Source organism: Streptomyces sp. NBC_00258, assembly GCF_036182465.1.
In the GTDB taxonomy this organism is placed as follows: domain Bacteria; phylum Actinomycetota; class Actinomycetes; order Streptomycetales; family Streptomycetaceae; genus Streptomyces.
Genome location: NZ_CP108081.1, coordinates 2,023,997 through 2,044,672 on the forward strand (window position 1 = coordinate 2,023,997; position 20,676 = coordinate 2,044,672).

Consider the following 20,676-nt stretch of genomic DNA (forward strand, 5'->3'; position numbering starts at 1 on the left):
GACCGGCACCGATCACCGCCCGGGTGTCCGAGAGTAGACCCAAGTTCAAGTCGGCTACGAATGGAAGGCAGGTTACGAACGAAAGAGGCACGACCGGCCCGACCGCGGTGCTCACGGGACCGGGGCGTGCGTGAAGTCGGGACGGCGCCTGGCGAGGAACGCGGCCACGCCTTCCCGCCCCTCGGCGGAGACCGCGGCGGCGGCCAGTTGGCGGGCCTCCGCGTCGAGGTGTTCGCCGAACTCCGCCGACAGCGCCCCGGCGACCAGCCGCCGTGTCGCCCCGTACGCACCCGTGGCCCCGCGCGCCAGCGCGCCCGCGGCCTCGGCGGCCTCCTCGGCCAGCCGCTCCGGCGCGACGAGCCTGCTCACCAGTCCCATCTCCAGGGCCTCGGCGGCCGGGATCCGGCGGTTGGTCAGCAGCAGGTCCATCGCCCGCCTCGGTCCCACGAGACGGGGCAGCGACCAGCTGACCCCGGCGTCCGGCGAGTACCCGATGCCGGTGTACGCGGCCGTGAAGCCGGCGTCCGAGGCCGCGAAGCACAGGTCGCCCGCCGCGGCGAGCCCCAGCCCGGCCCCGGCCGCACTCCCCTGCACGGCCGTCACCAGGGGCGCGTCGAGACCGGCGAATATCCGCAGCGCCCCGTGCAGCGCGTCGGTGACCTCGGTGAGGTGCGCGGCCAGCCGCTCACCGGAGAGGGCGGCGAACTCCTTCAGGTCACCTCCGACGCAGAAGGACCGCCCCTGCCCGGTGAGCAGCACGGCCCGTGCTCCCGCCCGCTCGCACTCCCGCGCGGCGGCCAGCAGCGCCCCGGCCATCGCCAGGTCGATCGCGTTGCCGTCCCCGCGGCACATCTCGACGCGCGCCACGCCGTCACCGTCGACCTCGACCGTCACCCTCATCGCGCCGTCCATCCGCCGTCCACGGTGAGCACTTGCCCCGTGCAGTACGAGGACGCGTCCGAGGCCAGATAGAGCAACGCCCCGTCCAGTTCGCCCTGTTCACCGCCCCGGCCGAGCATCGTGCCGCGCTCGACCCATCTCCGGGACCGCTCGTCCGCGAACAACTCGTGGGTCATCTCGGTGCGGAACCAGCCGGGGGCCAGGGCGTTGACGCGGATCCCCGACTGCCCCCACTGTCCGGCCAGTTCACGGGTCAGCCCGACGAGCCCGGCCTTCGAAGCGGCATAGGCGGCACCGCCCATGGGGGCGCCGGAGACCAGCCCGAGGACGGACGAGACGTTCACGATGGATCGCGTACGGCCGGAGGACGGCGCCTCCGCCAGCAGCCGGGCGAGGTGGAAGGCGGCCACGAGGTTCACGGCCAGTACGTCCGCGAAGTCGTCGGCGCTCTCGTCCTGGGCCCGTACCGCTCCGGGCGACCCCGCGTTGTTGACGAGGATGTCGAAGCGTCCGCCGGCCGCCAGCACGGTCTCGGCCAGCCGCACCCGGTCCGTCTCCCGGGAGACGTCGCAGACGACGGGGTGAATGCGCGGATCCTCGTCGGCCAGTTCCTTCAGCCGGTCGGGTCTGCGGGCCGCGGCGAACACCGTGGCGCCGGCGGCGGCCAGGACGGTCGCGAACCGGGCCCCGAGCCCTGAGGAGGCCCCGGTGACGACAGCCGTCCGGCCGTGCACCGAGAACAGGTCCGTGTCCCGGTTGATCGGGGAGGCCGTCGTCATCCGTCCACCCCGATCGGCAGCACGGTCGCCCCGCCGTCCAGGACGAGCGTCTGGCCGGTCATCCACGACGACGCCTCGGAGGCGAGGAACACCGCGGCGTTCGCCACGTCCTCCACCGTGCCCAGCCTGCGCAGCGGAAGCTTCGCGGTGAGAATCGGCTCCCTCGGCTCCCAGACGGCCCGCGCCAGTTCGGTCTTGATCAGGCCGGGCGCGATCGCGTTCACCCGGGCCCTCGGGCCGAGTTCGTACGCGAGTTGCCGCGTCATGTGGAGCACGGCCGCCTTCGTGGCGTTGTACCAGCCGATGTGCGGATCGACGATCAGCCCGCCGACGGAGGCGATGTTGACGACCGCTCCCCCGTGCTCCGCCATCCACGCCCGCCAGGCGCACCGGGTCCAGGCGATCATGCCGTACTGATTGACCCGTACGGTCTTCTCCGCGCGCGGCAGGTCGAGGTCGAGCAGATCGCCCATGTACGGGTTGGTGGCCGCGTTGTTGACCAGGACGTCGAGGCGGCCGAACCGCGCCATGGTCTCCTCGACACAGCGCTCGGCGTCGTCCGGCTCACCGGCGTTGGCGACCACCTCGTGCACCTCGCCGTCGCCCTTGACCCGGAGCAACTCCTCGCGTGCGACGGCGAGTCCGTCCGGTTTGCGGGCGGCGATCACCACGTGGGCTCCCGCCTCCCGGTACGCCTTGGCGATGCCCAGGCCGATGCCCCGGGAACCGCCGGTGATCACGGCGACGCGGCCGTGCAGTGGGTGTCCGCTCATGCCGGCTCCTCGCGGTACTTGGTCAGTTCACGGCGTGCCACGGTCCGCAGGTGCACCTCGTCGGGCCCGTCCGCGATCTTCAGCGCCCGGGTGATGGCGAACAGCCGCGCCAGTACGGTGTCGTCACTGACCCCCGCGGCCCCGTGCGCCTGGACCGCCCGGTCGACCACCCGGTGGGCGACCTCCAGCGCGGCCACCTTGATGGCGGCGACCTCGGTACGGGCGGCCGCGTTGCCCGAGGTGTCCATGAGCCAGGCGGACTTGAGGACCAGCAGCCGCAGCTGCTCGATCTCGATGCGGCTGCGGGCGATCCACTCGCGTACGACGCCCTGTTCGGCGAGGGCGCCGCCGAAGGCAGTACGGGTCAGGGTCCGGCGGCACATCAACTCCAGTGCCCGCTCGGCGAATCCGACGGCGCGCATGGCGTAGTGCATGCGGCCTGGCCCCAACCTCCCCTGGGCCAAGGCGAATCCCTCTCCCTCACCGCCCAACAGGCCTGACACGGGCACCCGTACGTCCTCGAAGAGGACATCGCCGTGGCCGCAGCGGTCGGTGTAGCCGAACATCGGGAGATCACGCAGGACGGTGATGCCGGGGGTGTCGCGCGGAATCAGCAGCATGCTCTGCTGCCGGTACGCGGGCGCGTCCGGGTCGGTCACGCCCATGAGGATGATCAGCCGACAGTCCGGATCGAGGATCCCGGAGGTGTACCACTTGTGGCCGTTGACGACGTACTCGTCGCCGTCGCGGGTGATCCGGGTGCGGATGTTGCGTGCGTCGGAGCTGGCGACCTCCGGCTCGGTCATCGCGAAGCACGACCGGATCTCCGCCGCGAGCAACGGCCTCAGCCAGCGGTCCTGTTGCTCCGATGAGCCGAACAGTGCGAGCAGTTCCATGTTGCCGGTGTCCGGGGCCGAGCAGTTGAACACCTCGGGCCCGATGACCGACCGTCCGGCCAGCTCGGCGAGCGGCGCGTATTCGAGGTTGGTCAGCCCTGCGCCCCAGTCGCCGTGCGCGAGGAAGAGGTTCCACAACCCCTCGGCGCGTGCCTTCTCCTTCAACTCGCGCATGACCGGTGGCAGTTCATGCGGGTTGCCCGCCTGGGCCAGTTGCCGGTCGTACACGGGCTCGGCGGGGAAGACGTACTCGTCCATGAACGCGGCCATGCGCGAGCGGAGTTCGTCGGTTCTCGGGGAGAGTCCGAAATCCATGGTGGTGCTCCTTCAAGACCGTTGCGCGAGGATGTCGAGCGCCGTGCGGATCATCGCCGCGATGGTCGGCGGCAATCGCTCCTGGTCGGGGTCGTGGTGCTTGCCCTCGCGGTGTCTGCGCAGGTTGTGGCCCATGATCGCGGCCATCTTGGTGCGGGCCAGAGCGCGGAACCAGGCGAGGTCGGGGAGTTCGGTGCGGCCGTCCGCGTAGGCGGCGAGCAGTTCCTCCTCGGTGGGCAGGCCCGGGACCGGGCGGCCCAGTCGAGGGAAGTTCCGGTGGTCGGCGAAGAGGAGGAACCAGCCGAGATCGATGCGAGGGTCGCCGAGGCTCCAGATCTCCCAGTCGACGACGGCCGCGGGTCGCTCGCCCCGGCACAGGACGTTGCCGAGCCGGAAGTCGCCGTGGGTCAGGGTGGGTGGCATGCCGTCCGGGACCATGGAGGCGAGGCGGCTCAGCAACTCCTCCGCACCCGCCCGGAGTTCCTCCGGCACGGCCCGCATGGTGCGTCCCCATCGCTCCAACTCGCCTGCCGGATCGAGGAGTTCCGAGGTGACCTCGGCCTTCGTCCCGTGCAGATCCCTCAGCACCCCGGCCAGGGCCAGCATCCGTGTCCGGCACAGACCCGGATCGAGCCGGTGCTCGTCCAGGACCGGCTCGATCGCCTCGCCCTCCACGAACTCCATGGCGAACCAGGCAGGTTCCCGCTCGTCGACGGCAACCACCTCCGGTACGGGGACCGGCGATCCGGCGAGGGCTCGCAGCACCTCGGCCTGGCGGAGTACATCGTTGCGGCCGACGGGCCGTTGCCCCGGCGGCACGGCCTTCACGACGTACGAGGCCGATCCCGCCGCCATCGAGTAGGTGAGCCCCGAGTGGCCGCCTGGCAGAGTGCGCAACTCACCGAAGGACACGCTCGGATGGCGGGCAGCGAGCCGCTCGCGCACCCGGCCGGCGAGTGCCGTCACTTCGGTCGCGGTACTCAACTCACCGCCCCTTTCGGTTCCTTGGGCAGTCCCAGCACGCGCTCGGCCAGGATCGTGCGCTGGATCTCGTCGCTGCCGCCTGCGATGCGGTATCCGGGGGCGCCGAGCAGATGCTCGGTCCAGGCGAACGTGCCCCACTCCCCTGTGTCGGCGGCCAGGCTCGGTCCGAGCAGCTGTTGTACGAGGTCGGTGGTGGCCCGCATGGTCGCGGTGGCGTGGAGCTTGCCGACGGAGGCCTCCGCGCCCGGTTCACGGCCGGCGGCCACGGCTGCCGTGACACGCAGTCCGATGAGTCGCTGAACGAGGGTGCGGACGAACAGGTCGGCCGCCTGCTGCCGTTCACCGCCGGTGAGCGGGCGGGGCAGTCGGCGGGCGAGGTGGAGGGCACGGTCGGCGTTGTCCAGCCCGAGGCCCCCGGAGTCCAGCCGTTCGGCCGCGAGCACGGTGAGCGTCACCCGCCAGCCCTGCCCGACCGGGCCGAGCCGGTCGGCGTCCGGTACGAACACGTCGTCGAGGTAGACCTCGTTGAAGCTGGAGCCGCCCGTCATCTGCCGGATCGGCCGTACGGTCACGCCGGGCGCGTCCATCCGGACCAGGAAGACGGTGAGGCCCGCGTGCTTGGGCACGTCCGGGTCGGTGCGGCAGACGGCGACGCCCCAGGTGGCCACGCGGGCGCCGGACGTCCACACCTTGTGACCGCGCAACAGCCAGCCGTCTCCGTCGCGTACCGCTCGCGTGCGGACGGCGGCGAGGTCGGAACCGGCCTCCGTCTCGGAGAAGAGCTGGCAGGCGAGTTCGTCCGTGCGGAGCATGGGGCGCAGCCAGCGAGCCTTCTGTTCGTCGGTGCCCCAGATGCGGATCGCGGGGGCGACGAGCTGCTGGGTGACCGGGAAGACCTCGGTGCGCCGCGGCACGTCGAAGGCGGCCTCCTCGGTCCGGTACAACTGCTCGTAGTACGAGGGCAGTTCACGGCCCCCGTACTCCGGCGGCCAGTCGAGCGCGCCCCAGCCCCGGTCGTACCGGGTGCGCTCCCAGTCCCGTATCCGGTCGGTCTGTGCGCGTTCCTCGGTCTCGGTCCAGTTCTCGAAGACGGCCACCGAGTCGTCGCCGCTGCCCCAGTCCTGGCGCGCGGCGCGCGTCTCCGCCGTGCCGGCCAGCCAGCGCCGGGCCTCGGCACGGAACTCCTCGGGTTCGGGGATGCCGCTCATGGTCCTCCCTTCGGCGAATCAGGTCGCTGAGTCGGGTCGGTGAGTCGGGTCAACAGGTGAGGCATCAACGGGTCAGCACGGTGCAGGCGCTGACGCCCGGCGCCCCGTAGACGTGCGTGAAGCCGGTCGACGGTTCGCCAGGCACCTGCCGTTCACCCGCCCTGCCGCGCAACTGCTGGACGATCTCGTGGACTTGGCGGAGCCCGGAGGCGCCGATGGGCTCGCCGTTGGCGATACAGCCGCCGTCGGTGTTGACGGGCAAAGCACCGCCGATCGCGGTCGCGCCGGAGGGGATCAGCCGCTCCTGCTCTCCGTGCTCGCAGAACCCGCACTCGGCCATGTGCATCACCTCGGCACCGCTCTCGGTGTCCTGGAGCTGGCACACGTCGATGTCGCCCGGGCCCAACCCGGCCTCCTCGAAGGCCAGTCGGGCGGCGTCCGCGCTCACGCTGGTCGGCGTCCCGGGTGGCGCCCAGGGGCTGAACACCTCGAAGGAGCCGAACCGCCGGGTCCGTACGACCGCCGCCCGCAGCGCGACCGGGGTGCCGTCCAGTTCGTCGGCGACCGCGCGGTTGCACAGGATCAGGGCGACCGCGCCCTGTCCGGGCGAGCAGAACATGTACCGGGTCAGCGGATCGTTGACCATGCCGGACGCCAGGATCTCGTCCGCGTCGACCGGCTTGCGGCGCCACGCGTGGGGGTTGCGGACCCCGTTCGCGTACGCCTTCTCGGCGACCAGTGCGAGTGTGCGGGCGCTGATGCCGTGGTCGTGCATGTACCGCTGGATCTTCATGGCGAAGAACTGGGTGGTGACCATGAGTCCGTCTCGCCCGTAGGCCTCGTCGAGCCCCCAGTCGGCGGGCCGCGGGTCGAAGGCGCCGCGCGGGTGCTTGTCGAAGCCGACAGCGAGGGCGACGTCCGCCGCGCCGGAGCGGATAGCGCCCACGGCCGACACCAGGGCGCTGCCGCCGGTGGCGCAGCCGTTGCGGACGTTGATGAACGGCACGCCGGTCAGGCCGAGTTCGCTGACGAGAGTGTCCGCGTTGCCCGCCGCGTCGCTGCCGCCGTAGGCCGCACGCACCCGGGACCAGGGCAGTCCGGCGTCGGCGAGTGCGGCACGTACGGCTTGTACGGCGAGTTGCCTGCCGTCGGCTTCCGTACGGGCGAAGGAGGTGATTCCGGCGCCGCAGACCAGCACCTCCTCGGCGCTCATGCTCCGGCTCCCACGGCCCTCGGCACGCCGTCCCCCACCGAGAGGGCCAGCGGCATGCCGATCTCCGCGTCCTCGGGCCGGATGTCCAGCACGGCCAACACCCGGACACCCTCCGGGAGTTCGACATATCCCACGGTGAACGGCTCGAACCCGGCGGCGGGTTCGGCGTACGGCGGCGACTTGGGCGCGTAACGCTGGACGGTCCACGTCCACAGCGTGCCCGTACCGGAGAGAACGACCTCCTCGGCCGGTTCCCCGCAGCGCGGGCACGCCGGGTCGGCGGGGTAGAGGGCCACCGCGCAGCCGAGGCACCGGGAGCCACGCAGTCGGCTCCCGGGGTCCGTCATGATGCTCAGCGTCCCTTCCACTGCGGTTCCCGCTTCTCCAGGAAGGCCGCCACACCCTCCGCGGCGTCCTCGGAGTTGAGCATCACGCCGACCGCGAGGTGCTCCATGACCATCAGCGACTGGATGTCGGCGTCGAGGCTGCGATCGATGGTCATCTTGGTGATCCACATGGTGAACGGACTCTTGTCGACCAGCTGGTCGGAGAACTCCTCGACCGTGGCGTCCAGCTTGTCCGCCGGCGCCGAGGAGTTGATGAGGCCGAACTCCGCTGCCTCGACACCGGTGAGCAGCTTGCCGGTGAGCATGAGCTCCTTGGTCTTGCGGACGCCGATCATGCGCGGCACCCGGTAGATGGGGCCTGCCCCGCCGAACAGTGCGCGGCGGATGTGGAAGTCGCCGATCAGGGCGTCGTCCGCGGCGATCGCGAAGTCGCAGGAGATCATCAACTCGAAGCCGCCGGCGGTGACATGACCTTCGAGGACGGCGATCGACGGCGTCTTCATCGAGTAGAGCCGGTCGCAGACCTTCGCCGACAGCACGGCGACGTCGATGGCGGTGGAGCTGCCGATGAACTCGGCCTTGAGGCTGTCCAGGTCGAACCCGGAGCAGAAGGTGTTGCCGCGCCCGCGCAGCACCAGCACACGCAGCTCGGGGTCGGCGTCGACCTCTGTGATGATCTCGTCGAGCCGGTTCAGGATCGGCACGGTCACACAGTTCTTCTTGTGCGGCCGGTTCAGCCAGACCCGTGCGACATGACCGTCCCGCTCGAACTGGATCTCGTCTTCGACTGCCATGAGCTCCTCCAAACTGAACTGAATTCAGTACGATTCTGCGGGCAGTGGATGCCCCTGTCAATGGATCGGTAACGGCCACTCAGTCCGAGGTGCCGGTGAGGCCGAGCAGTCCCGCGAGCCGCAGACGGTGGTCGTCGGCCGTGCCGAACAGCGCCTCGTCGGCCCGCGCCCGACGGACGTACAGATGGGCCGGGTGTTCCCAGGTGAAACCGATACCGCCGTGGAGCTGCACGTATTCGGTCGTCGCGAGGCGGTACGCACCGGTGCACGCCACCGCCGCGGCGCTCGCGGCGACCGGCAATTCCGGGGTCCACTCCGCCAGGCAGGCGCTCGCGTACGCCGACGCCGACCGCACTCCTTCCACCTCGACCAGCAGATCGGCCAGTCGGTGCTTGACCGCCTGGAACGAGCCGATGGCACGACCGAATTGAGTTCGTTGCGAGACGTACTCAAGGGTGGCGTCAAGGGCATGCGCACTTCCGCCGACGTGCTCGGCTGCGAGCGCCACCCGTCCCGCGTCGAGGACGGCGTCGACGATTCCCGGCACCTGTCCGGGCTCGCCGACCGGTTCGGCCGGCGTTCCCCGGAAGCGGACGAGCGCCTGGCGGCGGGTGGGATCCAGGACGCGCCGGGCCGTTCGATCGCAGGTCGAGCCGTGTGTCCCGTGCTGCGGCGCCGGCTCACAGGCGAACAGCCGCTCCCCGTCCTGGGCCCGGGCCACCACGAGCAGCAGATCGGCGCTCTCGCCGTCGGGCACGAAGTCGGCCTCCCCACGCAGCACCCAGCCGTCGGGCCGGCGCTCGGCCGTCACGTCGGCGGCCTGCACGAACCCGGCGACCGTGGCCGTGACCGCGCCGGAGGCGATCCCTGGCAACCAGCGCTCGCAGGCCCGCCGATCACCGCTGCCCAGCAGGGCGTGCCCCGCGAGCACGACGGTCGACAGCACCGGCGCCGGACACAGCACACGCCCGGCCTCCTCCAGAGCCACGGCGAGTTCGGCGAAGGTGTAGCCCCCACCGCCGTACTCCTCCGGCAGAGCAAGCCCATGCACTCCGATCTCACCGGCGAGCCGGACCCAGAGAGCCTGGTCGTACCCTCGCGGACTCCCCACTTGCTTGCGCACTTCATCGGGCCCACAGGTCTCGGCGAACAAGTCCCGCAGCACTGCCCGCAGTTGACGCCGCTCATCGGTCTCCAGCAGAACCGCCGGATCCACATCGAGCCGGTTCACACAGACCTCCCAGGTCGAACAAACTCCAGTTCCATAGGCGCCCCTTCAGAGGCGGGGAACTGCGCGACCAGCCACGACGCACCCGCAGCGATCATTCGATCCACACCCCCACGGACCCCTCACACCGTGAACCGCCCTCCGTTGGCGAGCAGTACGGCCCCAACGAGATTCACCGCCTCATCACTCGCCAGGAACAACGCAACGTCGGCGATCTCGCCCGCCGTCGCGTAGGGCCGAACCCGAGGATCGGCCAGGTCCTGCCGCAACGCGGCGGGCGTCCGCGCCGCCATCCCGGTCTCCGTCGGCCCCGGCGCCACCGTGTTCACGCGGACGCCGAACGCGATCGCCTCCTTGGCGACGGCCTGGCTCAACGCGTGCGCACCGGCCTTCGAAGCCGCGTAGTGCGGATAGCCGGCCGGAGCGTCGAAGGCCGAGGATGAGCCAACGGTCACGATCGCACCGGACCGGTGGGGCGCCATGACCCGCAGCGCCGCACGCAGAACATGGAAGGTGCCGTCCAGGTTGACCCGCATGACCCGCCTCCACGCGGTCCCGTCGAGCCGGGTGACGACGTCGGGCGGCCGCTCGTCGAGCAGCGCCTCGGCGATCCACTGCTTCGCTTCCGGGTCGTCGACTCCGGCCGCGTGCACCACGACATCCAGGCGCCCGCGTGCCCGTACGACCCCTTCGACCGCGCGGTCGACCTGGTCGGCGTCCGAGACGTCCACGGTCACGGAACTCGCGCCGGGCAGTTCCTTGGCGACCGCCTCGGCCGCGGTGCCGTCGACGTCCGCGGCGAAGACCACGGCTCCTTGCGCCGCGAGTCGCCGGGCGACCGCCGCGCCGATGCCGGAGCCGGCTCCCGTGACCAGCGCGGCTCTGCCCGTGAAGCGTTCATGTGGCTTGTCTTCGTCGTCCATCGGATCCACCCGCCTCCGCCCACTTATTGAACTGACTTCATTTTTGCTACCGTTCCGCGCATGTCAACAGGCAGGATGAGAGCAGTCCGGATGACGCACTGGGGCGGCCCACCGGTGCTCACCGAAGTGACACGGCCGATACCCAGGGCCGATGAGGTCCTGATCCGGGTGGAGGCGGCGGGCGTGTGCCGCTCCGACCTCCATGTCCTGGACGCCCGGCCCGGCGTGCTGCCGTACCGAACTCCGTTCACTCTCGGGCACGAGGTCGCCGGGCGCGTGGCCGAGCGCGGCCCCGGAGCCATCGGTCCGGCGGTGGGCGAGCGCGTGGTCGTCTACGGCCCATGGGGGTGTGGGCGGTGCCTTCGCTGCGCGGCCGGCGCGGAGAACTACTGCGACCGCCGCGCGGAGCTCGACGCGGTCCGGACCGGTACGGGAGTCGGGCTGGGGCGTGACGGCGGCATGGCCGACTTCCTGCTCGTACCGTCCGGGCGACTGCTGGTTCCGGTCGGCGATCTGCCCGCAGCGCAGGCGGCGCCCCTGTCGGACGCCGGACTCACCGCGTATCACGCCGTGGCCGGGATCCGGCCGACGCTGTCCCTCGACGGCGGCGCGAACGTGGCCGTCATCGGGGTCGGCGGGCTGGGACATCTGGCGGTGCAGATCCTGCGGGCCACGACGTCGGCGCAGGTCCTCGCCGTGGACGTACGCGAGGAGGCGCTCTCGTTGGCCGACGCGTGCGGCGCACACTTCGGCACGCTGCTGCGACCCGACACCGCGGAGGTACTCCGGCGACGGGCCGGAGGGGTCGGCGTGGATGCCGTGCTCGACTTCGTCGGCAGTCACTCCAGCCTGGAACTCGCGGTCGGCGCCCTGCGGGCGGGCGGTGAGCTGGCCGTCGTCGGGAGCGGCGGCGGGGAACTCACCGTACGCAAGCCCGGCGCACTGCCTCCCGGGGTACGGATCTCGCTGCCCTTCTGGGGAACGCGGCCGGAACTCGAAGAGGTCGCCGCCCTGGCGCGCAAGGGCGCGGTGAGGGTGGAGGCGGAGGAGTTCGCCCTGTCGAGCGCGCCGGAGGCGATCGGGAGACTGCGCTCCGGCCACACGCGGGGGCGTGCCGTACTCGTCCCCGACTGATCCGGACCGCTCGCCCGGCAGATCCGGACCCCCGGCCCGACCGATCCCGACCGCTCGCCCACCCGATCCCTCCGACGGCGGCGCCCGGCCGAAAGCAGCCCTGTCGAACCTCATACAGACACAACTCTCGACTACAGAAGTGAGTTCAATTAGGGTTCGGGTCACTCAGCGACACGACAAGGCGGTGGGACCCGCTATGGGTGTTGGAACAGTGGATCTGCTGGTGGTGGGCGGCGGAATGGCCGGACTCTCGGCCGCCGCCCGGGTGGCCGCGGAAGGCGGCTCCGTGGTTCTCGTGGAGAAGGCGGAGCGCACCGGCGGCTCCGCGCGCTTCGCCGGCTTCGTATGGACGACCCCCACCTTCGATGAACTGCGTCGCGTCAATCCCGACGGCGACGCGGAACTCGCCGCGGCCCTGGTGGACGGGTTCGCCGACGCGGTGGCCTGGATCCGGTCGCTCGGCGTGGAATGCCGGCCGCCGGTTCCCGTACTCGGCTTCGGCCGGGGACATCAACTCGACACGAACCACTACCTCGACACCTGCGAGCGGTTGATCCGCGACCGGGGCGGCGAGGTACTGACCGCCACCTCGACCCGCACGCTACTGACGGAGAACGGCGCGGTCACGGGTGCGGAGTGCGTGCTGCCGGACGGGTCGCTCCGCCGGATCGCCGCCTCCTGGACCCTGCTCGCGACCGGCGGGTTCCAGGGAGATCCGGGCCTGCGCACGGAACACGTACATCCCCAGGCCGCGGACATCGAGCTGCGGGCCAACCCGCACAGCCGGGGCGACGGGCTGTCGCTCGGCCTCGCGGCGGGGGCCGCCTTCGGCAAGAAGGACGCGGGTTTCTACGGGCATCTGATGCCCGCGGGCGTCTCCCTCGCCGACCCCGCCCGATTCGTCGACCTCGCCCTCTACTACAGCGAGCACGCCCTGCTGTTCGACGTCACGGGCGAACGGTTCGTCGACGAGACCGTCGGGGACCATCTGACCACCATGGCGCTGCTGGAAAGACCGCAGGCCCGTGGACTGCTGGTCGCCGACGCGCGGGTGCACCGCGAGTGGATCTCCGCCTCGTACGTGGAGGGCATCCCCGGCGTTGACAAGTTCCAGCTCTGCCATCGGGCGGGCGCCCGCAGCGCGGTCGCCGACAGCCTGGAGGAGTTCGCATGGATGCCCGAGGAGTGGGGCTACCCGGGCGCCAGGATCCGTGACCGGGTCGAGGAGTACAACGCCACCGTGGGCGGGGGCGGCGAGCCGGCCCCCGGGCGACTGCTCGACCGGCAACCGCTCGACGAGCCGCCCTTCTACGTGATCGAGGCCGCCCCGGCGATCACGTTCACCTTCGGCGGCCTGCTCATCGACACCGGCGCCCGCGCCCTGTCGGCGTACGGCCGGCGCTCCGTACCCGGCCTGCTCGTGGCCGGTGCGGACGCGGGCGGGCTCTACCGGCGCGCCTACGCGGGCGGCCTCGCCCCCGCGCTCGTGTTCGGCCTGGCGGCGGCGCGGACCGCGCTGCGCCAGGGCTAGAGCCTGCCTCTGTCTGCCTGTTTGCCTGTGTCTGCCTGTCTGCCTGTCTGCCTGTCCGGCGGATCGTGCCGGAGGGGCACCAGACCACCCGCACTCCGACAAATCCCGTGCACGAGTCTTGCCCGCCCGGCACCGGAGTGCCTAGCTTACTGAATTGAGTTCACTTTACTAAGCGGCGAGCGTCGCGTACCCGGCTTTCGAGCACGTGGCGCGAACACGTCGCACACGCTTCCCGAAGCTCTTCGAAGAAGGAGGGACCGTGAGTCAGTTTCTGCTGGTCCTGGTCAGCGGCGTGGCCAGCGGAGCCGTGTACGGCCTCATCGGACTCGGCCTGGTCATCATCTATCGGGCCACGGACGTCGTGAACTTCGCGATGGCGTCCCTGGCGACCCTGGGCCTGTACGTGGCGGTCTCGCTCCGGGACCAGGGGGTGGCGACGGTGCTCGGCATCGTCGCGGCAGTCACCATCACCGTCGTGGCGGGCTTGCTGGTGCGCGAGACGGTGATCAGGCCGCTGGGCCAGGGACAACTGTTCTCCGCGCTGGTCGTGACGATGGGCGTGTCCCTGGTGGTCGAGAACGTGGCCAGTTCGATCTGGGGCGACGAACCGAAGTCCTTCCCCAACCTGGTCAACGGCACGGTGAGCTGGTCGGGCGCGGCACTGCCGGTCCAGAGCCTGGTGACGATCGCCGTCGCCGCGGTGGCGATGGCCGTCGTGGGCTATCTGTTCGCCCGCACGACGCTCGGCTCCGCGATGCGCGCGGTGGCCGAGAACGCGGAAACCGCGCGCGTCGTCGGGCTCGGGGCGCAACGCCTGGCCCGGATCGCCTGGGCGCTCGGACTCGGTCTCGCCGCACTCGCCGCGTGTCTGTACGCGCCGAGGTCGGGGCTGGTGCCGACCGCGCTCGTCGCACCGCTGTTCCGCGCCTTCGCCGGGATCTTCCTGGGCGGCCTGACGAGCATGTACGGCGCTGTCGTCGGCGGACTCACGGTCGGCGTGCTGGACAACCTCGCGGCGAACTACGCCTCCGCCAGCCTCCGGGACACGTTCGTCTTCTCGTTCACTGTTCTCGTGCTGCTGATCCGCCCTCAGGGCATCTTCGGCACCCGCACCTTCCAACGGGTCTGAGGGGTCGTATCCATGGTCTTCAACCGTTCCCTCCTCGCGAAGGCGGCGCTCGGGCCCGCCGTCGGCGCGGTGCTCATGGCCTTCATGGCCTCCGGCGCGATCCCCGCCTACCAGATGTACTCGGTGGCACTCGCCGCCGTGTACACGATCGTGGTGCTGTCGGTCGGCCTGCTGGCCGGCTGGTCCGGCATCTGGTCGGTGGGCCATCCGGCGTTCTTCGCCATCGGCGCCTACTTCGCCGCGTACGGCAGCGGTCACGGCTGGTCGCTGGAGACGGTGGTCCTGGGAGCAGTGGTCACCGGAACCGTCCTCGGCGCCTTCCTCGGGTACGCGGGTGCCAGGTTCTCGATGCTCTACATCGCCCTGCTGACACTCGCCTTCACCATGGTGACGCTGGAACTGGTCAACCGCTGGAGCAGCGTGACCGGCGGCGACCAGGGGGTCGCGGTGCTCCAACTGCGCAGCTCCCTGGGCCTGGGCACTCTCGCGGGCGGCAGCACCGAGTCTCAGTACCTCGCGGTCGGCGCCGCGGCCGTGGTGCTCGCGCTGGCGGTACCGGCCGCCGCGTCCGGACTGCGGATGCGGCTGGTGGCCGCGAAATCACATCCCCTGGCGGCCCGTACGATCGGCATCGCGCCCGAGGCGCAGTCGGCGCTGGCGTTCGCGGTGAGCGCCGCGTTCACCACCTTCGCGGGCGTGCTGCTCGGGCTCATCACCGGGTTCGTCAGCCCGGACCCGTTCTCCCTCAACCTCGGCATCGCGCTCATCGCGGCGTGCGTGCTGGGCGGGGTCGGAACCATCATCGGCGCGGTGGCCGGCGGCGCCTATCTGACCTGGAACCCCTCGCTCTCGTCCGCGGTGGGACTCCCCCAGCCGGTCGTGCAGGGCCTCGTGCTGATCGGGGTGCTGCTGTTCCTGCCCGGCGGAGTGGTGCCGTTCCTCAGCGCGCCCCTGCGATCGGTGCTGGGGCGTGTGTGGCGGCGACGGGCACCCACGCCCCCGAAGCCGGCCCCTGCCGTCGACCTCGCGCCGCGGCAACCGGCCGCCGCCACGGGTGAAGCCGCCGTCGTACTGCGCCTGGAGCACGTGTCGGTCGCGTACGGCGGGCTGAAGGCACTGGAGGATGCCTCGGTGTCGCTGCGGCAGGACGAGGTCCTGGCCGTGATCGGTCCCAACGGGGCGGGAAAGACGACCCTGTTGAACGCGGTGTCGGGACTGACCGGCAACGGCCGGGTGAGCGGGACGGTCGAGTTCGCGGGCAGTTCCCTGCTCAAGGCGCGGGCCACCGCGCGGCGCCGGCTGGGCATCGGCCGTACCTTCCAGCACGCGGAGGTGTTCTCCGAACTCACTGTCACCGAGAACGTGTTGTGCACGCGCCGCTGGATCACCGCCCGGGACCGGGCCGACGTCGCGCGGCTGCTCGACTCGGTCGGCCTCGCCGACGTGGCCGACCGACGGCCCGCAGAGCTGCCGTTCGGGCTGCAGAAGCGCCTGGACCTCGCCCGCGCGATGGCCGAGGAACCGAAACTCCTGGTGCTGGACGAGCCGTTCGGCGGCCTCGACGCCGGTGAACGGGCACTGCTGGCACAGCAGATCAGGCGGCTGCACGCACAGGGCACCGCCGTGCTGGTCATCGACCACGTCCTGGACGACCTGTTCTCCGTCGCGCACCGGGTGCTGGCCTTCGACTTCGGCCGCACCATCGGCGAGGGCACCCCGGACACCGTGCTGGACAACCCCGAGGTGCGGTCGTCGTACCTGGGTACGGTCGGCGGCCGGGCCGAGCTGCCCGAGCGGGTCGGTGAGCGGAGCGTGCTACGGCTGAGCGGGGTCGGTCACACCTACGGCGGCGTGGTCGCGCTGCGGGACGTGGACCTCGACGTACGCGAAGGGGTCGTGCTCGGGATCGCCGGGGCCAACGGCGCCGGGAAGAGCACCCTCGCCGGGATCCTGCACGGTTCGCTGAAGCCCGCGCGCGGGAGCAGGGAGACGGGCGGAACCGTCCGTACCAGCCTGGCGCCCGAGGGACGGGCCCTGTTCAAGACGCTGTCGCTTCGGGAGAACCTCGAAGTGGCGGCCTACGCGGCGGGCATCACCGGGGCCCCGCTGCGCGAGCGCCTCGCGGAGACCACCGAGTGGCTGCCGCCGCGGCTGCGCGACCGCATGTCCGTGCCGGCCGCCGGACTGTCGGGCGGGGAGCAGCAGATGCTCGCCATCGCCCGCGCCCTGATCGTCGAGCCCGACGTCCTGATCGTCGACGAGCCGGCGCTCGGGCTCGCTCCCGCGCTGGTCGACGAGGTGTACGACCGGCTGGTGCGACTGGCCCACGACGGCCTGACGGTCGTTCTGCTGGAGCAGCTGCTCAGCCGTGCCATGTCCGTCTGCCACGAGGTGGCCGTGCTGCACGAGGGGTCGGTCGCCGCTCAGGGGCGGCCCGGGGACCCGTCGTTCGCCGCCCTCGCCGAAGCGGCGTACTTCAGCGGCGCCCGGGAGACCGCCGCGACCACCGCTCGACTGTGAAACGAACTGAACTCATGTTGTGAACTGTTGTGAACGAGGTGGACCGTGTTCCGGACAATGAGAAAATTCCGCCGCGCCGCGGGAACGACGGCCGTCCTGGCCGTGGTGGCGCTGACCGCCAACGCGTGCGCGGACCAGGAATCCGCAGGAGCCGGCGGCAACTCGTCGGAGATCCATATCGGGGCGTGGCTCCCGACGACCGGCGCCACCGCCTCGTACGGTGTGCCGCAAAGGGCTGGCGCCGAGGCGTACTTCAAGATGATCAACGCATCCGGGGGCATCAACGGCCGCAAGGTCCGATGGACCGTCAAGGACAACGCGGCCGACCCTCAGCAGACCGTGCAGATCGCACGCGAACTCGTCGGCCAGGACAAGGTCGTGGCCATCGTGAACGCGAACGGCACCTCCCAGGCGGAGGCGGCCTTCCCGTTCGTCCTCAACCAGTCCAAGGTTCCGGTTCTCAACGAGGTGGGCGGCAACGAGTCCTGGTACGAGCCACCGCGCCCCGGCCTGTTCGGCACCCAGACCCTCTACGAGGACCAGGCCGCGGCGATCGCCGCGTGGACGGTGCAGGACGGTGCGAAGAAGGTCCTCGTCGTCCACAGTGACCCGGCCGCGTTCGTGAACGTGGCCAAGCAGGTCGAGCCCGTCGCCAAGAAGGTGGACCCCTCGGTCGAGGTCGACCGGCTGACGGTCAAGTACCAGACCACCGACTACACCCCGGTGATCAGCAAGGTGAAGGCCGCGAAGACCCAGGCGGTGATCCTCATCCTCACGTCCCCCGAGGCCGCCGCCTTCCTGAAGGAGGCCAAGCTGCAAGGGCTGTCCCTGCCCACGTACGCCTACGCACCCGTCGCCGCGGAGTCGACCGTCTCCCTCGCCAAGGACGCGGCCGAGGGGCTCAAGGCAGTACAGCTGGTCAAGGCGCCCTCCGACTCCGACCCCGCGGTGAAGGAGTTCCGGACCGCGATGGCCAAGTACGAGCCCAAGCAGCCCGCCGGATTCCTCGCGCTGTGGGGCTGGAGCAACGCGAAGGTGTTCGCGGAGATCGCGAAGACCATCAAGGGCCCCGTCACGGCCGACGCGCTCGACAAGGCGTACGAGAAGGCGACGAAGGTGGACACGGGGGTGTCGCCGGTCATGAACTTCAGCCCGAGCAACCACCTCGGCACCCGCAGCGTGCAGCGAGTGGTCGTGAAGGACGGGGTCTGGACGTCCGAGGGCGACTTCTACACGCCGCCGAAGCGCGGCTGAGCCTGCCCGGGGCTTCTGCCGGGCCGGGGTCGGCGGGCTCCGCAGGACAGGGCCCGGTGCCGCGCGTTGAATGGTGTGTATGGGTGTTCGGCGACGGACGAGGCACCACGGAAGCACGGCGGTGACAGCGGCCGCCGTGGCCTCCCTCCTCACAGCCGGCTTCACCGCCACTCCGTCCGCCGCGGCACCGGCGGCCGATCCGCCGCCCCAGCCGCCACCTCGGCTCACGCAGGCGAAGGTGGACGACGCCGTGGACCGGCTCGACGGGATCGTGCGGGACGGGATGAAGGAGACGGGCGTTCCTGGTGTCGCCGTGGCCGTGGTCTACAGGGACCAGGTTGTCCACCTGAAGGGCTTCGGGGAGCGACGGGTGGGACAGTCCGGGGACGTCGGATCGGACACCGTCTTCCAGCTGGCGTCCCTCTCCAAGCCGCTCGCCTCGACCGTCGTCGCGGGTGCGGTAGGCGACAAGGTCATCACCTGGGACGACCCGGTGGCCGAGCACCTTCCCGGCTTCGCGCTCAAGGACCGCTGGGTCGGTGACCACGTCACGGTCGCCGATCTCCTCTCGCACCGCAGCGGGCTCCCCGACCACGCCGGGGACCTGCTCGAGGACCTCGGCTACGACAGGACGTACATCCTGGACCATCTGCGGGAGGAGCCGCTCACGCCGTTCCGGGCCAGTTACGCGTACACCAACTACGGCGTCACGGCGGCGGGCCAGGCGGTCGCGAACGCCAAGGACACCACCTGGGAGAAGCTCGCGGAGGACACGCTCTACTCCCCCGCCGGCATGAACTCCACCAGCTCCCTCTTCGCCGACTACGACAAGGCGACGGACAAGGCGGCCACACATGTGAAGGACGCGGACGGGACCTGGGAGGCGAAGTACGTGCGGGACGCCGACGCCCAGGCGCCCGCGGGTGGCGCGAGTTCCACCGCGAGCGACATGGCCACCTGGCTGCGGCTCCAGCTCGCCGACGGAAAGCTGGGCGGGAAGCAGATCGTCCCCGCCGACCAGCTGGAGCGCACCCACCTGCCCGAGATCGTCTCCAGCCCGCCGCAGGCTCCTGCCGGCCGCGCCGGTTTCTACGGCCTCGGCTGGAATGTCAACTACGACGACCAGGGGCGGCTGCGCCTCAGCCACTCCGGCGCCTTCGAACTCGGCGCCAACACTAACGTGACGATGCTGCCCGGCGAGGAACTCGGCATCGCCGTCCTGACCAACGGGGCGCCGGTGGGGCTCGCCGACTCGGTCGCGCTCGACTTCTTCGACATCGCCCAGCAGGGCGAACCCACCACCGACTGGCTGGCCCTGGTCGACAAGGTGTACCAGCAGCAGTTGGACGCCGACCGCTCCGCCACCGACTACACCGAGCCCCCGGAGAACGCGGCCGCCGCCCGGTCCGACGACACGTACACGGGCACGTACGAGAACGACTACTACGGTCCGCTGACCGTGACGGCCGTGGACGGCGAACTCACCATGAGCCTGGGTCCGAAGCCGACGGCGTTCCGGCTCACCCACTTCGACGGCGACACGTTCAGCTTCCGGACGGCCGGGGAGAACGCGACCGGTCTGTCCGGCGTCACGTTCGACGTCGGTTCGGGCTCGGACAACGCGGGCGGCTCGAAGGCGTCGAAGGTGACCGTCGAGGCCTTCGACGAGAACGGCCTGGGCACCTTCACCCGCCCCTGACCTCCCGTACATAGCCGCGTGCCTTGTCCACCACGTTGCGCAGTTCCCTGCCCTCGGCCCTGCGGGTCAGGTTGTCGAGGAACAGGTCCGCGAGGTCGTCGCGCCAGCCGGTGACCTCACCGGCCGTGTGCGGGGAGACGATGACACCGGGCAGGTCCCACAGGGGTGAAGCGGCGGGCAGGGGCTCGTGGGCGAAGACGTCCAGGGCCGCTCCGGCCAGGCGGCCGTCGGTGAGGTGCCGGACGAGCGCCTCCTCGTCGACGAGTCCGCCCCGGCCCACGTTCACGAGCCGCGCGCCGGGCTTCATCGACGTGAGCACGGACGCGTCGACCATGCCCCGGGTGGCCGCCGTGAGGGGAGCCGCGAGCACCACGTAGTCCGCCGCGGCCAGGGCGGGGCGCAGCCCTGAGAGGGCGTGCACCGTGCCGAAGTCGGGGTCCTCCACACACTCCGTACGTCCTACGGCGCTCACCCGCATCCCGACGGCGCGGAGCATGCGGGCCACGGCACGGCCGATGGGGCCCGTGCCCCACACGAGGACGGTCCGTCCGTCGATGCGTTCGCTGTCCCGGGGCCGCCACTCGCGGCGCCGCTGGTGTTCCCAGGTGCCCGGGAAGTCCTTCGCCAGGGCCAGGATCAGGCCGAGTACGTACTCGGCGATGGGCCGGTCGTAGACGCCGCGCGAGTTGGTCAGCACCACCCGGGGGTTGTCGACCAGGGCCGGGAAGAGCAGTGAGTCGACACCGGCGGCGGCCACATGCACCCAGCCGGGCGCGCTCGACGGGTCCTCGGGCCAGGCCGCCTCGACCGCCGGAGTGATCGAGTGCCAGCAGAGCAGGGCGTCCGCTCCGGGCAGGAGGTGCGGCAGTTCCTCTTCGGTGGCGTACACCGTGTCCGCGAGGCTTTCGATGCCGGCGGCGTTGTGCGGGAGGATGCCGCGGTGCAGGACGACGAGCCGGTCAGCCAAGGCGGTTCTCCCACGGCGTGAGACGGTGCGGGGCGGCTGGTACGAGGTACCGCTCCCACCCTCCGGGGGACGTGGCGGAAGG

The 20,676-nt window shown here is 71.1% G+C and carries 18 protein-coding genes; 6 read left to right on the plus strand and 12 right to left on the minus strand.

Annotated elements, in window-relative coordinates; genetic code table 11:
- Nucleotides 1-111: 111 nt before the first annotated feature.
- The 11 genes from OG718_RS09395 to OG718_RS09445 all read right to left on the minus strand — a co-directional run bounded on the left by OG718_RS09395 (nucleotide 112) and on the right by OG718_RS09445 (nucleotide 10,360).
- Entirely contained in the window at nucleotides 112-900 is a 789-nt protein-coding gene (locus tag OG718_RS09395) for an enoyl-CoA hydratase-related protein (protein WP_328843880.1), read from the minus strand.
- Complete coding sequence (locus tag OG718_RS09400; protein ID WP_143641212.1) at nucleotides 897-1,679, minus strand: SDR family NAD(P)-dependent oxidoreductase; 783 nt, start codon at nucleotides 1,677-1,679, stop codon at nucleotides 897-899. The genes OG718_RS09395 and OG718_RS09400 overlap by 4 nt, the downstream gene beginning before the upstream one ends.
- Nucleotides 1,676-2,452, minus strand: a complete 777-nt coding sequence (locus tag OG718_RS09405; protein WP_328843881.1) for an SDR family oxidoreductase — start codon at nucleotides 2,450-2,452, stop codon at nucleotides 1,676-1,678. The genes OG718_RS09400 and OG718_RS09405 overlap by 4 nt, the downstream gene beginning before the upstream one ends.
- Nucleotides 2,449-3,663 carry an acyl-CoA dehydrogenase family protein gene (locus OG718_RS09410; RefSeq protein ID WP_328843882.1) on the minus strand — a complete coding sequence of 405 codons (1,215 nt, stop codon included), beginning with the start codon at nucleotides 3,661-3,663 and terminating at the stop codon, nucleotides 2,449-2,451. The genes OG718_RS09405 and OG718_RS09410 overlap by 4 nt, the downstream gene beginning before the upstream one ends.
- A 12-nt stretch (nucleotides 3,664-3,675) precedes the next feature.
- Nucleotides 3,676-4,647 (minus strand): phosphotransferase family protein, encoded by a 972-nt coding sequence (locus OG718_RS09415; RefSeq protein ID WP_328843883.1) that lies wholly within the window; start codon nucleotides 4,645-4,647, stop codon nucleotides 3,676-3,678.
- Nucleotides 4,644-5,855, minus strand: a complete 1,212-nt coding sequence (locus OG718_RS09420) for an acyl-CoA dehydrogenase family protein (RefSeq protein WP_328843884.1) — start codon at nucleotides 5,853-5,855, stop codon at nucleotides 4,644-4,646. The genes OG718_RS09415 and OG718_RS09420 overlap by 4 nt, the downstream gene beginning before the upstream one ends.
- Before the next feature lie 64 nt (nucleotides 5,856-5,919).
- A complete protein-coding gene (locus OG718_RS09425; RefSeq protein WP_143641207.1) occupies nucleotides 5,920-7,068 on the minus strand; it encodes a thiolase family protein in 1,149 nt (382 codons plus the stop codon).
- Entirely contained in the window at nucleotides 7,065-7,415 is a 351-nt protein-coding gene (locus OG718_RS09430) for a Zn-ribbon domain-containing OB-fold protein (protein WP_328843885.1), read from the minus strand. Before OG718_RS09430 ends, OG718_RS09425 begins: the two co-directional genes overlap by 4 nt.
- A 5-nt stretch (nucleotides 7,416-7,420) precedes the next feature.
- A complete protein-coding gene (locus OG718_RS09435; RefSeq protein ID WP_055617729.1) occupies nucleotides 7,421-8,209 on the minus strand; it encodes an enoyl-CoA hydratase/isomerase family protein in 789 nt (262 codons plus the stop codon).
- A 79-nt stretch (nucleotides 8,210-8,288) separates the two neighbouring features.
- Nucleotides 8,289-9,440 (minus strand): acyl-CoA dehydrogenase family protein, encoded by a 1,152-nt coding sequence (locus OG718_RS09440; protein WP_328843886.1) that lies wholly within the window; start codon nucleotides 9,438-9,440, stop codon nucleotides 8,289-8,291.
- 119 nt (nucleotides 9,441-9,559) lie between these two features.
- Nucleotides 9,560-10,360: an SDR family NAD(P)-dependent oxidoreductase gene (locus OG718_RS09445; protein ID WP_143641204.1), complete on the minus strand. Its 801-nt coding sequence runs from the start codon at nucleotides 10,358-10,360 to the stop codon at nucleotides 9,560-9,562.
- Between the two features lie 60 nt (nucleotides 10,361-10,420).
- Between OG718_RS09445 and OG718_RS09450 the strand changes: the two genes are divergently transcribed.
- The 6 genes from OG718_RS09450 (at nucleotide 10,421) to OG718_RS09475 (ending at nucleotide 19,627) form a co-directional block, all read left to right on the plus strand.
- Nucleotides 10,421-11,494, plus strand: coding sequence for an NAD(P)-dependent alcohol dehydrogenase (locus OG718_RS09450; protein ID WP_328843887.1), 1,074 nt, complete (start codon nucleotides 10,421-10,423; stop codon nucleotides 11,492-11,494).
- A 196-nt stretch (nucleotides 11,495-11,690) separates the two neighbouring features.
- Entirely contained in the window at nucleotides 11,691-13,025 is a 1,335-nt protein-coding gene (locus tag OG718_RS09455) for an FAD-dependent oxidoreductase (protein ID WP_328843888.1), read from the plus strand.
- A 259-nt stretch (nucleotides 13,026-13,284) separates the two neighbouring features.
- Nucleotides 13,285-14,154, plus strand: coding sequence for a branched-chain amino acid ABC transporter permease (locus OG718_RS09460; protein WP_143641202.1), 870 nt, complete (start codon nucleotides 13,285-13,287; stop codon nucleotides 14,152-14,154).
- 12 nt (nucleotides 14,155-14,166) lie between these two features.
- Nucleotides 14,167-16,674: a branched-chain amino acid ABC transporter ATP-binding protein/permease gene (locus OG718_RS09465; RefSeq protein ID WP_328843889.1), complete on the plus strand. Its 2,508-nt coding sequence runs from the start codon at nucleotides 14,167-14,169 to the stop codon at nucleotides 16,672-16,674.
- Between the two features lie 57 nt (nucleotides 16,675-16,731).
- On the plus strand, nucleotides 16,732-17,928 hold the full coding sequence (locus OG718_RS09470; RefSeq protein WP_328843890.1) for an ABC transporter substrate-binding protein: 1,197 nt from the start codon (nucleotides 16,732-16,734) through the stop codon (nucleotides 17,926-17,928).
- 79 nt (nucleotides 17,929-18,007) lie between these two features.
- On the plus strand, nucleotides 18,008-19,627 hold the full coding sequence (locus OG718_RS09475) for a serine hydrolase (RefSeq protein WP_443054963.1): 1,620 nt from the start codon (nucleotides 18,008-18,010) through the stop codon (nucleotides 19,625-19,627).
- Here the strand turns inward: OG718_RS09475 and OG718_RS09480 are convergent.
- Nucleotides 19,614-20,594: a D-2-hydroxyacid dehydrogenase gene (locus OG718_RS09480; RefSeq protein ID WP_328843892.1), complete on the minus strand. Its 981-nt coding sequence runs from the start codon at nucleotides 20,592-20,594 to the stop codon at nucleotides 19,614-19,616. The genes OG718_RS09475 and OG718_RS09480 overlap by 14 nt on opposite strands.
- Nucleotides 20,595-20,676 lie beyond the last annotated feature (82 nt).